General features: G+C 61.3%; 12 protein-coding genes. 8 read left to right on the forward strand and 4 right to left on the reverse strand.

What is annotated here, in order from left to right:
• Positions 1 to 19 precede the first annotated feature (19 nt).
• Complete coding sequence (locus BUS42_RS00840) at positions 20 to 745, forward strand: helix-turn-helix domain-containing protein (RefSeq protein ID WP_143206193.1); 726 nt, start codon at positions 20 to 22, stop codon at positions 743 to 745.
• Entirely contained in the window at positions 745 to 1224 is a 480-nt protein-coding gene (locus BUS42_RS00845; protein ID WP_074304543.1) for a hypothetical protein, read from the forward strand. The genes BUS42_RS00840 and BUS42_RS00845 overlap by 1 nt, the downstream gene beginning before the upstream one ends.
• 444 nt (positions 1225 to 1668) lie before the next feature.
• Here BUS42_RS00845 and BUS42_RS00850 read toward each other — a convergent pair whose 3' ends face one another.
• Together BUS42_RS00850 and BUS42_RS00855 are read right to left on the reverse strand one after the other, a co-directional pair.
• Positions 1669 to 2187, reverse strand: a complete 519-nt coding sequence (locus BUS42_RS00850; RefSeq protein ID WP_074304545.1) for a hypothetical protein — start codon at positions 2185 to 2187, stop codon at positions 1669 to 1671.
• Positions 2184 to 3368, reverse strand: a complete 1185-nt coding sequence (locus BUS42_RS00855) for a helix-turn-helix domain-containing protein (RefSeq protein WP_074304547.1) — start codon at positions 3366 to 3368, stop codon at positions 2184 to 2186. Before BUS42_RS00855 ends, BUS42_RS00850 begins: the two co-directional genes overlap by 4 nt.
• A 771-nt stretch (positions 3369 to 4139) precedes the next feature.
• On the opposite strand from BUS42_RS00855, the gene BUS42_RS00860 reads away from it, so the two are divergent.
• Positions 4140 to 4355: a DUF551 domain-containing protein gene (locus tag BUS42_RS00860; protein WP_074304549.1), complete on the forward strand. Its 216-nt coding sequence runs from the start codon at positions 4140 to 4142 to the stop codon at positions 4353 to 4355.
• A 761-nt stretch (positions 4356 to 5116) separates the two neighbouring features.
• Entirely contained in the window at positions 5117 to 6418 is a 1302-nt protein-coding gene (locus tag BUS42_RS00870; RefSeq protein WP_074304553.1) for a pepsin/retropepsin-like aspartic protease family protein, read from the forward strand.
• On the opposite strand, the gene BUS42_RS00875 is transcribed toward BUS42_RS00870, so the two are convergent.
• Positions 6360 to 8156 carry a DUF1501 domain-containing protein gene (locus BUS42_RS00875; RefSeq protein ID WP_254053227.1) on the reverse strand — a complete coding sequence of 599 codons (1797 nt, stop codon included), beginning with the start codon at positions 8154 to 8156 and terminating at the stop codon, positions 6360 to 6362. The two genes, BUS42_RS00870 and BUS42_RS00875, sit on opposite strands and share 59 nt — an antisense overlap.
• 357 nt (positions 8157 to 8513) lie before the next feature.
• Between BUS42_RS00875 and galE the strand changes: the two genes are divergently transcribed.
• Complete coding sequence (galE, locus tag BUS42_RS00880; protein ID WP_074304555.1) at positions 8514 to 9500, forward strand: UDP-glucose 4-epimerase GalE; 987 nt, start codon at positions 8514 to 8516, stop codon at positions 9498 to 9500.
• A 28-nt stretch (positions 9501 to 9528) separates the two neighbouring features.
• Entirely contained in the window at positions 9529 to 9978 is a 450-nt protein-coding gene (locus BUS42_RS00885) for a pyridoxamine 5'-phosphate oxidase family protein (RefSeq protein WP_074304557.1), read from the forward strand.
• Positions 9979 to 10116: 138 nt separating this feature from the next.
• Here BUS42_RS00885 and BUS42_RS00890 read toward each other — a convergent pair whose 3' ends face one another.
• Positions 10117 to 11325 (reverse strand): ABC transporter permease, encoded by a 1209-nt coding sequence (locus BUS42_RS00890; protein WP_074304558.1) that lies wholly within the window; start codon positions 11323 to 11325, stop codon positions 10117 to 10119.
• Positions 11326 to 11688: 363 nt separating this feature from the next.
• Between BUS42_RS00890 and BUS42_RS00895 the strand changes: the two genes are divergently transcribed.
• On the forward strand, positions 11689 to 13701 hold the full coding sequence (locus BUS42_RS00895; protein WP_074304560.1) for a hypothetical protein: 2013 nt from the start codon (positions 11689 to 11691) through the stop codon (positions 13699 to 13701).
• The gene (locus BUS42_RS00900; RefSeq protein WP_074304562.1) at positions 13698 to 15392 is read left to right on the forward strand and encodes a hypothetical protein; all 1695 of its coding nucleotides are present in this window, start codon (positions 13698 to 13700) and stop codon (positions 15390 to 15392) included. Before BUS42_RS00895 ends, BUS42_RS00900 begins: the two co-directional genes overlap by 4 nt.
• Positions 15393 to 15429: the final 37 nt, after the last annotated feature.

Consider the following 15429-nt stretch of genomic DNA (forward strand, 5'->3'; position numbering starts at 1 on the left):
TCCACTTCAGGAACTTTCGTTGGAGAAACACGATATGGGCGTCATGAACGTCGAACAGAAAAATACCAGCTTCGACGAGCTTGTGGCGGCCTGCCGGACTTTTGCAGACTGCCTCGCGGCGTTCCAGGCATGTGATGCGGAGACACGGGCCGACATTGAAGAACTGATCGCCTACGCTCGCGATCCGGATGTCGACGAACTGGAACGTGAGTCTCTCTTTGCGACCATTGCCCAGGCACTATTTCCGATGTCCGAAGTTGTCTCGTCTGCTTCAAGGGACTTCGGATCGCCATTGAGCCAGGAAGAGGCAGCCGCTTGCGCCGAACTCGACGCTGAGGAGGCTACCTTTGCAAGTCGACTTTCTGCGGCGATGAACGAGAAGAAGATGACTCAGAGTGCCTTGGCTACCGCAATCGGCGTTGGACAGCCTGCCGTTTCGATGATGCTTTCTCGAGGCTGCCGTCCCCAACGCCGTACGGTCAAGAAAATCGCAGAGGCCCTGAGCATCCCTGCATCTGACCTCTGGCCCAACTTTCACGTTGGGAAAACCGAGACTCATTCCCCGGTTCTCACGAATTCGGTGCCCTCGGCCAAAAACGCGGCCCTCGTCTGGGAGTCACCAAAAACAGCGACGGGCCACATTGTATGGACGGATTTGAGTTCCGGTTATTGGACCAAGCTCGAGGAACTTGATGCGCTCTCCCGATCGACTTTAAAGGGGGCGACTTTAAAGGGGGCCGCGTAATGTCCAACAGCAGCGAACTGCAGCCTGAGACGAGGGTTAATCCGATCGAATTGGCGGCCCTCGTCTCGGATCGCGTTCAAATTGATGATGTGATCCTCACAAAATTCAGCGGTAGTCGGGAAGCTGATACCAATCCAAGTGACGACTCATTTACGACGCAGTCGAACATCACAAGGTATGGCATCAACAAGGATGAGGATGAAGGAAAACTCTTCGTTTTTCTCGATTTCGAGCTGAAGGGATCAAAACACGATCAAGAGAACCTACCCTCCCTCGAGGTTTCAGCGGCATTTGTTGTCGTTTACACGCTTAATTCGTTCGATGGACTCACCGAGGATAATTTCCAGGCGTTCGCGATGCTCAACGGAGTGTTCAACGCATGGCCGTTTTGGCGTGAATTCGTCCGAAGCGCAACATCGAGAATGGGTCTACCTCCTGTAATCGTGCCAGTCCACCGGATTGGCAAACCTGGCAAGTGATGTGAGGCACTGTTTCTAAACTCCTGTTCACTGTGCGGTTTGAGCCGAACTGCTCGCGAGAGCAACTTGCCACCCTGTAAGTTGATGACTTAGCGGCCTGCGAGGGGTGTTTGGCTTTCGCTCCAGGGCTACCCCAACTTCTCCATCGCCTCGGCAGCCTTCGTTGCATCGATCGACAGCCGGCGAAGAATGCCCCAAGACGGCCCGCGCGACGTCTAGGCCACTCCTTCCGGAGATAGGTGGCCGCGTTGTGTCGCAAATAGAGGGGGGCTTCTACTTCAGCTCAGTAGGAGCTCAATCGCCCTCCTGAAATCCTTCGGGAAGAATTAGGCGTACCGTTTCCGCATCGCCTCCCCTTTATGGCTCATCAGGACGTCGATGATCCGCTGATCGGCGCCCTTGATCGCCAAGATAGACCCGGAAACGATGGAGCAAGGACTTAGATTAAAGCTGATCGTCTTCGGGGGGCGTGTCGTCGTAGTCGTCGGATTGTGTCCGTTCGGCGATATCATTCGAATAGTCTGGGTCGAAGAGGATCGGTTCGCCCGGATTATGGTGTTTGTTGTAGTAATCGAGATCGAGCCATAGTTGAACGTTCCCTGCCGCCAACTTGTTCCGTCGCATCGTCTTCGATTCACTCATTTGCTCTGGGTGAATGCTCTCCATCTCGGACCATAGCATCGGCTGTTGCGGCCCGAGACGGTATGCGTGATACCTCCTAATTCGATTCCCATTCTCATCCGTGATCGTTGCCTGCCTCGCGGCTGCGGACAATTGGCGAGAGAGGTAGCGGATCGAGTTGATCTGCCGATCTTCCCACTGGCCTGTCTTGATGAGCCAATCGGCGATCTTGAACGTGGTCCATGCTTGATCGCCTGTCGCCAGGATATATACCTCGATAAATCGCTCGAGATCCTTCGCGTAGTTGCTGCGAGCTGGCTTTCGGCGACTGCGGCCGTTCATGGAAGCGCTCCGGGGTTGATCGTTCTGTCCCAACCGTCCGTGATTGCGTGCTTGATCAGCGTATCGCGGACCTGAACGGCAGATTTGTTGTGAGCGGAATACCCGATCTCGCCGCGATATTTGAGTTGTCCGATGATGATGCTCGGATGCATCTTGATACGATTGGCGAACTGATTGATCTTTTCGGTCGAGTAGAGCGGGCCGACTCGCAGGATGAACGACTTTAATTCGTCATCTGGGATAAACATGCTCGATGCTTCCGAATCTGCCCTCCGTTCCATTGGCGGTTTCACCTCCAATGAAGGGTCTCGCTCGGTCCCGATATCGCTATCGACAGGCGAGATGTCCCTGTGCTTGATATGCGACAGTTCGTGGCCAAGCGTAAACCAGAAGGAATCGAACCTGTCGTAGCGAAGTGAGAGGCCGATGACCGGCGAAGCGTCGTCGAGCCAGGTGGCAAATCCGTCCACCTTTGCCCCGCTGAGCCCCTCGACGATCACAAACCTGATGCCGTAAGCTTTCAAGGCAGTCGGAACCTTGCGCACTTCGGCACTATACGCGGCGAGCTTGCGAAGATCACGAATGCAATCGTCGATTGCAGACTCGTCGTATCGTCCGACCGACGCCGCAGGGATCGCGCTGGCCAGTTGCCGCACCCGAAACGCCCATGCTCTTTGCGCCGGCGAAGCCGGCACGCTTGGGGCCGACTTGCGCATATTTCCGTGAATAGGAGGCTCGTTGTCGATTGACTCAATGCCGAAGTAGCGGCGAAGCGAAGCCTCGGTTGCATCGGCGTCAGTGTCCGCGCGAATCCAGCCCCGCCTCTGCATCTCCTTAACCGGGGCTAGCTCGTAGAGTTTCTTTCGCTTCTGGACCGGCGAATTTTGGTAGTGTTTCGAATCGCCTTGGAGTCGCTCAATTTCTTGGAGGGTGAGATATCGCCGATAGGCAAACTCGCGGGTGATCCATTCTTGGGCCGAGATGTCGAACGCCTTACTGAGAGCGATCGCGGTTTCGGGCGAAATGGTCTGCTTGCCCTGAATGATCTGATTAACCCGTGGGGCAGGTTGGTCAAGCACTTGAGCCAAGTCCAATTGCGTCCAACCACGCTTTTTCAGCTCTTCTCGGATCAGGTCACCTGGGGGCGGCGCGTACCCGGTGCCGTGTGCGTCTTCGGTCATGGCGACTCCGTCTCGACTGCGACATGGACATAATATCCATTTCCCTCCCATAGACAAACAAGAAATTTACAGAATTTCCAAATTTACGCCCCGCGCACCTTGTGCGGTCAAGCATGAAGGGCTGATAGTCGACCACCCCGACGACGCTCATCAAGACCGGTTTCGCCATTCGACAGAACCTTGACATCGGAATCCGCATGGGGGCTCACGCGACGGGAGTCCGAATCTAGCGCCCGGTTGCTCCGGATCATCCCGAGTCGAGGTGATTGACCGGCCGGGTCGGCGGCAAGCCCCCTCACCCGGTTACCGGATCACTACCGGCCTTGATTCTGAAATACTGCGATCCCTCGCGTGTTTTTGCGCCGGTAGATTACTGTTTGCAAATACGTCGAACTTCGGTAGACTATTCCTGGCATTAGACTTACTACGTTTTCGATTGGTAATTTGGGCTGCCTCCGAAGCCAAAGGTTGCAGGTTCAACTCCTGCCGGGCACACTGAAACGGAAACCCCTGGGAAACCAGGGGTTTTTTGTTGCGCCAATCGGGGCCGAAAACGAAGAGCTTAGAACACGTCTGTCGTTCTACGAATCGTTCAACGTGTCGTTCGATTGTCGAACGATTTCGGACAAAAGAGGTTGTGGGGTATCCCTTTGTGTTCAGGCGGACACTAGACTAGGAGGGCCGCCCATGGCGGAAGTGCCCGGCCGGGCTAAGCTGATATGTGCCCCGCCTGACTGAGGCCGGGCAGAAGGCCCTCGAGGAGAAGTCACCGTGACTTGGACCAGCGTGAACGAGGTCCTCCCCGTCGCGGTCGACGGCGACTTCTCCGAGCCGGTCCTGGTGTGGCCTCGGGCGCAAGCCGGGAGCGTCTACCAGCGGCTTGGGATCTACAATCACCGCAATAGAGTGTGGGTCGACGAGTCTGGAGACTACCGGCTGAGCCTCTCAGTGACACACTGGATGCTCATGCCGGAGGGGCCGACGTGAGCGATTCCCAGTTCGAGAACCGGCTCTCCGAACGCCTGTACGGCTAACGTGAGACGAGCCGGGCATAGCACATGAAAAACGCCCCGGCTCCCACCGGGGCGTCTCGCTTCACTCGGCCGCGATCGGTCCCCACTTCGGCAGATCGAGGGGGCATGACTGATCGGCCCAGCCCGCTTTGAACTCGAGGCCGCCCCCCACGGCCACGGCCTACTTCCGCGGCGTCAGCCGACTCAGCAAGGGTCGATGGCTCTTCTCTTCTCCGATCTCTTCGACATCCCGATGGCTCTGGGCAGTGTCGATAAGCTCGAAGCCAGGACGAGTCTCGCCCTTGCACTCGATCCACGTTGAGGCCGGCTCACAGTGCGGTGGCGTGAAGCCCGCCATGGTCTGTGGCGAACTTCTCTGCCTTGAGGCGAGCCTCTGGACGTTCGCGTCGAGACCGGCAATAGAACCCACGAACAATGCCGTGGAACGGGCCGTCCGTTACGCGGTCTGTTGGCGGAAGACAAGCTACGGCACCACGGCGAGCAGGGCACTCGGTTCGTGGAATGGATGTTGACAGTCGTTGCCAGTTGCCGATCCCAAGCCCGTGACGTGATGGAATTTCTCACGCAAGCGATCACGGCCCACCAGAATCAGTCCCAGAAGCCTTCGATCCTGGGTGATGGGGCATGAGCGGTTACAATGATTCGTCGATCAGGCCGAATAACTTTTTGACCACATGGCCGATTCTGACAACCTAATGAGGGGGAGTGCCTCCATTGAAATCGACTGTGTTTAACGTACTCATGTTTTGCTTGTTGGCGAGTACGGTGTTTCCGAATCCCGTAACGGCACAACAAGATATCCCGATTCTCAAATCACGGTCGAAAGTGATCACGATCGTCGACGGCGACCACGTCAAGAGCAATCATTGGACTCTTATGCCGGAAAGGCATCCCGACATTTACTATGTCGAGCTTCCGATGAAACCACACTCCGTGACTTTCCGTTCGGACATCGACTCGATCACATTTTCCGTCAATTATGGTGACCAGTACGATTTTGCGATTCTTCTGAATGACAAAGTCGTTTGTGCGACTCAAGTTCGTGCTGCCTACAGGAAGCTCCAACCCTATTCCCGCACTGCGTCCGACCGTCCCGCCACTGGTATTACCATCCCGTTCAGCTTGGGAGATAACGACAAAATTTACATAAAAGCCCGTCTAAACAAAGGGAAATTCCTCGACTTCCAGTTTGATCTGGGTTGCGGGGGAAGTGTGATCAAAAAAAGCTCTGTCCTGAATGCAAACATGCAATTTGACGGCACCGCCAATCTCATCAATAGTGACGGCAATAACGTGGTGCCCTCCAGTAGCACAAATCACCTGCAGATCGAGCATCTTCATTGGGATGGCCTGCCGTTCGTGGTCGGTGACAATATGACTCGCAGGGAAGACGGCCTCCTGGGCAACGCCCTATTTCAAGACAAAGTGATCGAAATCAACTACGATCGGAAAGTGTTGGTCGTACACGATTTTCTGCCACCCATTGATTCGAAATATTCAAAACACAAAATGATTCTTGATGGGGTTGTTCCATTCATCCAAGGCACCCTGTCGATTGCTGATGAACAACGCAAAGGTTGGTTTATGTTTGACACGGGAGCTTACACCAGCATCCTGAGTTCCAATAAGATGTCGCCTGGGAGCAAGCTCTTCGACGAACTGCAGAAACTGCTGTGGAACAACCAGGCAACGTCGTCCGCTCCTCGGCTGAGCGTCGGAGACCATGCCTTTGCAGGCTTCAACTACAGCATCAGGAATCACGAGGGGGATGACGACCGGTTAGGGCTGTTAGGCAATGACATTTTGAAGCGATTTAATGTCATTCTCGACAATCAGAATGGCTTGATTTACCTGCAGCCGAACACCCTCGCTCGCGATCCATTCAGAAACCCTGAATACTACCTGGCACGAGTCATTGTCATCTTTGGCCTCCTGCTGATCGCAGCCTCTGGATGGTTTATCTATCGAAGGCAACATAAACGGGGACGGAAAGATGGATTACGAGCTGTCGAGTGAAGATTCTACGGTCTCCGAGGCCCAAAACCTGATCGCACTCGTCCATCTCGACGGTACAGATCTGGTCGTAAAAGGATGAGAAGAAGAAACCGCTGATTGCTTTATCCCGCTCGACCGACTGCACAACGGCCGCCGTCTTTGGGATCGTCGCTTTGCAAGCGGCCCCCCAGGTCGCCTGCCGGAATCTTTTGGCCTGGGTCGTCAGCCAACTGTGACGAGGCCGCTCAAAACAACTCAGTGCGTACGAGTCCATCGCCCGCGATCCGCATCGGCCGGCCGAGTCGGTCGGGACGGTGGCGTCGGGGTCGATGCCGAGGAGATGGAAGGCGGTCGCCAGGGTGTCCTTGGGGGAGACCGGCGTGTCGAGGACCTCGCCGCCGAGTCGATCGGTCCGGCCGACGACCCGGCCGACGACCCGGCCTCCGGCCACTCCGCCGCCGGCGAAGGCCGTCGAGTAGGCCCGAGACCAGTGGTGGCGGCCCGCCCCCTTCGGCTTCGAGTCGATCAAAGGGGTCCGGCCGTGCTCGCTCAGCCACATCACCAGCGTCTCGTCGAGCAAGCCGCGGCTTTCCAGGTCGAGGATCAAGCCTGAGAACGCCCGGTCGAACCCGGGGAGCAGGTAGTCCTTGAGCCTCGGAAAGTGGTTGGCGTGTGTGTCCCAGGCACACCCGGCGAAAAGGCCGAAGGCGTCCCAGAAGACGGTCACAAACCGGCATCCCGCCTCGACCAGCCGACGCGCCGCCAGGGCCGCCTGGCCGAACATCGTCATCCCGTAACTCTCGCGAACCGCCAACGGCTCGCGACGGACGTCGAGCGCCTCGCGAAAGGACGGCGTGGTCAACATCGAGAAGGCACGCCCCTGGTGCTTGTCGAACGCGCGAGACGCCTCGGTCGTATCAAGGCCGGCTCGTGTCTGGTCGAACTGTTCCAAAAGGCTCCGGCGCGTTCGAAGACGCCCCGAAGCGACCGCGCCGGGGGTCTGTCCCTCGGAGGCAACCCGAAAGTGACCGCCGGGTTCGACACCATGGTAGGGGTCGAGGAACGTCCGGGTCTGAGTGTCGCTGAGCAGCGGCCCCAGACCCGTCCCCTTGCCGTCGAAGTCGCCCCAGACGGGATCGTATGCCTTGCCCAGGAACGCGGCATACGGGCCAGCCAGCGGGACCGTATCCGCGTGGGAATTCAAGACCCAGGGCAAGCCGACGTTCCTCGGGACCGCCGACGAGGCTCCGCGCGGATCGTCACGCTCGCCCATGTAGTCAACGACGGAACCAATGAACGGCCAGTGCCTTGGGTCGTGGGGCGCCGTTTCAAGGGCCGGTGTGTAGGTTGGGATGCCGCTGACGGCGTAGGCCACTCCATGAGCCGGGTAGTCGTGCGTCATCGAGCGGACCACGGTCACGCGATCCATGACCTGGGCAATTCTCGGCAGCCCTTCGCAGATGTTCAGACCGGGGACGACCGTCGCGATCGGCTTCAGCTCACCGCGGATTTGCTCGGGGGCGTCGGGCTTGGGATCGAACGTCTCATGTTGCGGGGGAGATCCGTAAGGGAAAAGCAGAATGCACGCCTTCGCCTTGCCGAACGACGAGGCACGGGCAACCGCCTCGGCCTGAGCCTCGCCCAGCCGCAACGCATCGCTCAGCGTCAAGCCCAGCGCCCCCAAGCCCCCGATGTGCAGCAAGTCGCGGCGCGTCAATCCATCGCACAGGATCTTCTCCGAACCGAGAATCCGCAGCATGCCGCCCCCTCCGCTTCATCGACCAGCCCCATCGTCAGATGATCCGCCAATTCTCCAACATTTGCGAATCATCGCCAACGAATTCCGCGCATCATGCCATTTCGCCAACGCGTGACGACCGCACCTCCCACCGAAGCCGAGGGTTGTACGCTTCGGAACCGTGCCGAAAGCCACCACCTGGCCCGCGAACCTCACCCTCCCGATTGCCAGGGTTGAACGGGAGTCGCTACATTATCGCCGTGGCGTGGCGGTCGCAAACCAGGCCGTTTTTGCGATTCCTTCAAGCGTGACACTTCCGCTTCGGAAATGGTCGACGGGATGTGATCCGTTCCCGCACTCTGGCCCCGGGATGAATTCATGGCAATTCTTGTCGTTGGTGGCGCTGGCTATATTGGCAGTCATACGGTCCGCGAGCTTGAAAAGGCCGGCCAACAGGCCTGGGTCTTCGACAACCTCAGCCAGGGACACGCCAAGGCCGCTCGGGGCGACCGTTTGATCCAAGGTGACTTGCTCGACCGCACGGCACTCGACCAGGCGCTCAGCGGCCGGGACATCGACGCAGTGATGCACTTCGCGGCCTTCGCATCGGTCCCCGAGAGCGTCGCGGACCCCGCGAAATACTACCGCAACAACGTGGTCGGAACCCTCAACCTGCTCGACGCGATGCACGCCGCGGGGGTGAGCCGAATCGTCTTCTCCAGCACCGCGGCCGTCTACGGTGTCCCCGACGTCGTCCCGATCTCCGAAGCGAGCCCGACCCAGCCGATCAATCCCTACGGCTTCACCAAGCTCGCCATCGAGCGAGCGCTGGCCGACTACGCGCACGCCTACGGACTCGGCTACGCAGTCCTCCGCTACTTCAACGCCTGCGGCGCCTCGAGCGACGCGACGATCGGCGAGGACCACACCCCCGAAACCCATCTGATCCCGATCATGCTCCAGGTCGCGCTCGGCCAGCGTGAGCGCCTCTCGATCTTCGGCGACGACTACCCCACGCCTGACGGAACCTGCATTCGCGACTACATCCATGTCGAAGACCTGGCCGACGCCCACGTGCGCGCCCTGGCGAAGATTGAACCGGGCCGAGGGCTGACCTACAACGTGGGCACAGGCGTGGGCGCCAGCGTCCGAGGGGTGCTCGACGCCGCCTTGCGGATCACGGGACGGCCGATCCCGGCGGCCATGTTCCCTCGTCGGCCCGGCGATCCGCCGGCGCTGGTCGCTTCGTCGGCAGCGATCCAGCGCGACCTGGGCTGGTCGCCTCGCTATACCAAAATCGACGACATCGTCGCCTCGGCCTGGAAATGGCACTCCACCCATCCTCACGGCTACGCGTCCCGATAACGAACGAACCCGCGGGAGGTCTCCTGCAATGACCAAACCGACCCCGGAACCGATCGACTCCAAGCAACTCGTGGAATTGGCCTTGGCTGTCATCAAGGCGGCCCGCTTCCCGATGCTCGCGACGATCGACGGCGACCAACCGCGCGTCCGGCCCGTCTCACCGGTCCGGACCGTTGGCTTCACGGTCTACGTGGCGAATCTGCGGAGCTACCACAAAACGGCCGAGATCGCGGCCAACCCCAATGTCGAGCTCTGCTACCTCGACGAGCACCACGACCAGGTCCGGATCACGGGCCTGGCCGAGCTGGTCACTGAGCGCGACCTGCTCCAGTCGATTTGGGACGCCAACCCTCTCTTACGCCAATACCTCGGGGCGATCGACAACCCGCAGTTCCTCCTCTACCGGATCCGGCCAGTCCGCGTTCGATACATGAAGGAGTGGGCGCTTGATTATCACGAGGTGATCTTCGAATCTTGAGCATGTGTGAGATGGACTCTCGCAGGGTGGGCACGGCCCACCAGGTCTTTTGCTTCGCGAAAGCGAAACCTGGTGGGCCGTGTCCACCCTACAAAAGTCAGACCGGCTTCTCACAATAGGCGGGGAGTGGAGTCGAGCTCACTCGTGCCTAAGCGCGTCGATCGGGTTCAGGAGCGCCGCCTTGACGGCCGGAACGAGTCCGAAGACGACTCCGGTGCTCCCCGAGATGCCGAATCCGAGGACGACGGCCCACCACGGGACGACCACGTCGACCATCTGCGGGTGAAGGCTCGCGATCGCGCAGAAGGCATGGCCTAGGGCAATGCCGAGGCCCCCTCCCGCGACGCTGAGCGTCACCGCCTCGGTCAAAAACTGGACCAGGACGTCGCGACGCCGGGCGCCCACGGCCTTGCGCAGGCCGATTTCGCGGGTACGCTCGGTCACGCTCACGAGCATGACGTTCATGATCCCGATGCCGCCGACCAAGAGCGAGATGCCGACGATCCCGGCCAGCACGGCGGTCGCGACCAGGCTCAGGTTGTTGAACGTTTCGAGGATCTCGTCCTGGGTCATGATATTGAAGTCGTTGGGTTGATATGCAGCCAACCCATGGCGGCGGCGGAGTAAGTTGACGATCTGCGCGCGGGCCTCGGGAACTCCTTGCTCCGAGACCGCCTGCGCGGTGAACGCGAGTTTGTGCCGCGAGGCCGGGTACATCTTCAACGCGATCGTGTACGGAATCAGGATCAGATTGTCCTGGTTGTCTCCGAGAAAGCTCCCCTTCTCCTCAAGCACGCCGATCACCCGGAACCGCTGGCCGTCGAGCAGGAGGGTCTGGCCAACTAGCCCTTCATCAACATTCAACTTGCGGAGCACCTCACGGCCGACGACGCAGACGTGATGGGCACGCTCAACGTCGACCACGGCGAACGGCCGCCCCGCGCCGACCGGGAAGTTGCGAATCGCGTGGTATTCGGCCGCCGTCCCTTCCAGGGGAATCGAGAGCTCTTCGCGACCATACCGCACGGTGGCCGCCTGCCGCCGCACCAGCGGAGAAATCCGTCTAAGCGCCGAGCACCCGGCCTCGACGGCCGCCAGGTCGCGTTCGTCGAGTTCGATCCTCCCGAGTCGCTTGCCCGCCTCTCCTGCGGGACGCTGGGGCCAGACCCACATCGCGTTGGTGCCCAGTCCCTGGAGGAACTCGGACACATAAGCCGTGAACCCCTGGACCACACCGACGACCGTGATCGTCGAGGTCACGGCAATCACGATCCCGAGCACGGTCAGGAGCGACCGCATCTTGTGCGACCAGAGCTGCTCCAGGGCGTTCTGGACGTTGGCGAGCACGATGTGGTGTCGTTCCTGATGGGGGAGTCATCGCCCGGCATCGCAACGCCGATGCCCGGGGTTGGTCCTCTTCCTTTTGTCTGATACTACCAGGATGGCTGGCCCGATGGTTTCAGGAAACTTCGGGAGGGATTTCAGCGGCCCACTTTCAAACCCGAGCACTTGACTCAGCCCGGTCCGGCCTCTATCTCTAAGTTCCTGAGAGCGTGCGTGAGAACGCCTCTTGTAGGGTGGGCACGGCCCACCAATTTCTAAGAAACCTGGTGGGCCGTGCCCACCCTACAAGAGCCAGACTAACCTCGCGCACGCTCTAAGGTCTCAGGACGCCGCGATTGGAAAGCGGCGGACGCAGAGGGGGCGGCGATGGCCAAGACAGGCGGAAATTCGGGCGACTGGCTCTTGATCCAGGAGCTCTTCGAGCGGGGCGAACCCGCGTTCGTCGACGCCTTGCGGGCGTTCGACGACGCCGAGGTCCTCGGGGCGTTTGCCCCACGATGGCTCGCCGACCGGCGGCCCGAGGCCCGCAGCCTCCTGTTCTCCTACCTCGACCGGCCGTTAAACGCCTATCGGCACGAAGCGTTGGTGAAGCGCCTGTTCAAACTGGCCGAAGCCGCGGGCGACGACGCGCTCATGGCCCGATTCCTCGTCGCGCTCGACCGCTCGATCCGGCGAACCATGGGGAAGCAAGTCCACTTCGAGTCCGAGGAGGTCAGCGACGAACCGACCGCCAATGCGCTGGCGGCTTCCTGGCGCGACCGCGGGTTCGAGTCGGTCAACGTCTGGCGGAACTGGCGTCAGCGCTACCAGGTCTCAGGCCGTTGGTCTGAGCCCTGTCTTGTCGCTCCACGCAACACCACGATGCCTCGCGGTGCGCTGAAGGAAACGTACGACCTCTATTCCTGGAACGCCCAGCTCGGCCGTTACCAGACTTTCTCGGTCCCGGACTGGGTATTCGCGCTCAAACTCGAACCGCGTCAATTTCGCCAAGGGGAATCCTTCCCCGAAGAGCGCCGCAAAGACCTGGCACGGTACCGGCTCTTTTCGGTCACCACGCGGCACTATCTTCGCCGCCGCGCCTGGCGTTATTTCCGCCGGCTCGGCCGCAACGCCCCTCAACGCTACCTCCCGGCCGTTACGGAAGCGCTCCTCCAGTATCGCGACGCCGATGTCGACAACGGCCTGGCCCTGATCGACAACTGGGGCCTGATTCACATCCTGTTTCGGTTCAGCCCAGTTCTGGTCCCCAATGAACGCGGCTGGCGGGTCGCGCCTGGACGCTCGCTGGCCGAGTTGGAGCCGGCACCTCGGTACAAGGCCCTCTGGGGGGCGAACCCGCGCGTCTTTGTCGACCTGCTCATCGAAGGCCGTTGCCGGCCGGTTCGCGGCTGGGCCATTCGCACGATTCGTCGCAACCCGACAGCGATCCTGGCCGTCTTCCCGCTCGAAGAACGGCTGGCGCTTCTGGAGGATGACGACCCCGAGGTGGTCGGGCTGGCGGCTGACCTAATTCGAGACGACCCCGGCCTGGCCGCTGTCCCAGTGTCACGGTGGCTGGCCCTGGTCGAAACCGCGAGTCCGGCCGCCCTCGACATCCTCTGCGGCCTGATCGAGCGGCTTGTCACGCCCGATCGTGTCACCCTGGCCGAGGCCGTTCGTCTGGCCGTCGCCCGCCCCTTGCCGGTCGCCCGACTCGGGCTGGAATGGCTCCGAACCAAGGACCCGCGCGACGAAGCAGAGTGTCTGACCCTCCTCGGACTGCTCGAGGCCGGGGCCGATCCGCTCCGAGGCGAAATCCTCGCTTGGTTGCGTCCGACCCTGGCGAGTTCTCCCTGGTTGCAGCCCGATTGGATCCTCCAATGGCTCGATAGCCGGCACGAGGACGTCCGCGCCGAGGGATGGCGGTGGCTCGAGTCCAACGCGCAGGTTCGCGACGACGTCGCCACCTGGCAGCGCTTGCTGGAGAGTCCCTACGACGACATCCGGCTCGCCCTGATCGCCGCGCTCGACGAGCGGAGCCGGCAATTGGATGCGTTTCACCTGAGACCAGGGAAGCTCGACCCCGACCTGCTCCGCCTGCTCTGGGCGTCGGTTCTTCTGAACATCCATCGCGGTAGCCGAGCCAAGCCGAAGGTCGTGCAACAACTGCTCCGCCGCGCGGAGGATCATCCCGCCGACCTGCCTCGTCTGCTTCCTCTGCTGGCCGTCGCGCTCCGCTCGGTGCGCGGGCCGGAATGGCGAGCCGGGCTCTCGGCCGTGGTTCGCTTGGCCGAGCGAGACGAGGCGTCGGCCACCCTGGTCGGCCTTGCCTTTCCGGAATTGCAGTTCCAGACCGCCGGACCAGGTCCATCGCGTCACCAAGCCAAGGAGTCTCGATGAACCTGACCCTCGCCTACCGAGGCCGCAGCGCGATCGTCTCGAGGCCGGGCGGCTTGGCCGTCGCGCTGGCCCCGAACCTCCGCCGCGACCGGGTCGCCTTCGACGCCGCCTTTCTTCAGCCGCTCCGGTTCCGCGAGGCGATCGGGGCGCTCCACGACGTCGTCGTCAGCGACCACCGCTACCATGCCAAAGACAATTCGGCTTACGAAAGCCACTTGGCCGACCGCAATCAGCGTGAGGCCGAACTCCGCCGCACGACGACCTCGCGTTCCCGAACGGCGATCCTCAAGGAATCGGCCGGTCTCGATCCCGCCGACATTGCCGCGCTCGAGACCGACTATCGCCGGCTGCGCACGCAGTACTGGGGAGCCCGTCAGAATTACTCGAACTATCTGACCCGCCACGACCCTGAACTCTGGCGTCTCCTGGTCCCCTGCGACCCTGTCGTCACGGTCGCCCCCGACTGCCTGTTCTTCGAATGCTTCAGTGTCGACGAAAGTAGCTACGGCTGCCTCACGGTCGACCGCGCCGCCTTCTCAGGCGAGCGTGACGTCGCTCTCGGAACCACGAACGTCGACTACTCGTGGTCGCTCTACGAACACTTTCAGACGCTTCGGAGCTACCGCGAGACCCGGTTTTTGGTCGATCCCGCCGGGATCGAAGTGCAGGCCGGCGAGGAGCCGAGCTATCGCGAAGAAAAGATCGACCTGCCGCCGAGCTGGCTCCGCGGATTCATGCAGATCCAGGCGGCGATGAGCCTGCCGATGCGCCGGGTTTCGATCAGCCGCGAGGGCCTGTACAGCGTTCTCGCCTTCCTGAAGCGGCACCGGGCCTCGCGGAGCCCTCGCGCCGTCCGGTTCGAGTTGATCCCGGGGCAGCCCGTGGCGATCATTCTCGAGCCTTGGGAACGGCGGATCGTGCTCCACTCGCACCCTTACGACGGCCCTCGGTCCGAAGTGATCCGGGTCTGGGGCCGCGATCGGCTCCGGCTGCTCGCTCGCCTTCTCCCCCTGATGGACGAGGCCGAGGTCTACCTGCTCGGAACCGGCCTGCCGAGCTTCTGGTCGGTCCGAATGGGAGAAATGCGCCTGCTCCTGGGACTCTCCGGCTGGACGGCCAATGACTGGACCGGATCCGGAGCGCTCGACCAGCTCGCTCCCCCCGCCGAACCGAGCGATGCGCTCTTGGGAGACATCGCGGCCGCCTTCGAGGACAGCCCGGCGAAGACCTTCGACCAGATCCGCCAACGTACCGGCGCGGCCCCCGCCTACGTCACCGCCGGCCTGAACCGGCTCGCCCTCATGGGCCAGTTGATCCACGACCTCCACGCCGGTCTCTACCGCTGGCGGCAGATCATGCCGGTGGCTCTGGCCCTCGACGCGATCGGTCCCGAGAACGCCGAGACGGCCGCCGCGCGCGAACTTGTCGCACACGGTAAGGTCAAGATCACCCGCGACGATCGCCGCGACGACGGCCTGCGAATCCTTGAGGGAGAGATCCCCGACCGGCCCGTTTCGCTCCTGCTCGACGCCGACGGCCGGATGCTCCGGGGCAAATGTACGTGCTCGCACCACTTCACCGGCGGCCTGCGCCGGGGACCGTGCCGGCACTTGCAGGCGCTCCGCGATGGCACCCGTCCCGCCCAGACCTCCCGGTCGCTCGACGCCTGGTTCGCGTCGTTCGGGTTCTGATTCAACACGGCTTTCACACCAACATTCAAGACCGCGA

The organism is Singulisphaera sp. GP187 (assembly GCF_900129635.1).
Lineage (GTDB): Bacteria > Planctomycetota > Planctomycetia > Isosphaerales > Isosphaeraceae > Singulisphaera.

Bases quoted from the DNA above. Each gene is read 5' to 3' on its own strand.
- BUS42_RS00845 (WP_074304543.1), top strand. From the start codon at position 745: ATGTCCAACAGCAGCGAACTGCAGCCTGAGACGAGGGTTAATCCGATC.
- BUS42_RS00850 (WP_074304545.1), bottom strand. From the start codon at position 2,187: ATGAACGGCCGCAGTCGCCGAAAGCCAGCTCGCAGCAACTACGCGAAG.
- BUS42_RS00855 (WP_074304547.1), bottom strand. From the start codon at position 3,368: ATGACCGAAGACGCACACGGCACCGGGTACGCGCCGCCCCCAGGTGAC.
- BUS42_RS00875 (WP_254053227.1), bottom strand. From the start codon at position 8,156: ATGCTGCGGATTCTCGGTTCGGAGAAGATCCTGTGCGATGGATTGACG.
- galE (WP_074304555.1), top strand. From the start codon at position 8,514: ATGGCAATTCTTGTCGTTGGTGGCGCTGGCTATATTGGCAGTCATACG.
- BUS42_RS00885 (WP_074304557.1), top strand. From the start codon at position 9,529: ATGACCAAACCGACCCCGGAACCGATCGACTCCAAGCAACTCGTGGAA.
- BUS42_RS00895 (WP_074304560.1), top strand. From the start codon at position 11,689: ATGGCCAAGACAGGCGGAAATTCGGGCGACTGGCTCTTGATCCAGGAG.
- BUS42_RS00900 (WP_074304562.1), top strand. From the start codon at position 13,698: ATGAACCTGACCCTCGCCTACCGAGGCCGCAGCGCGATCGTCTCGAGG.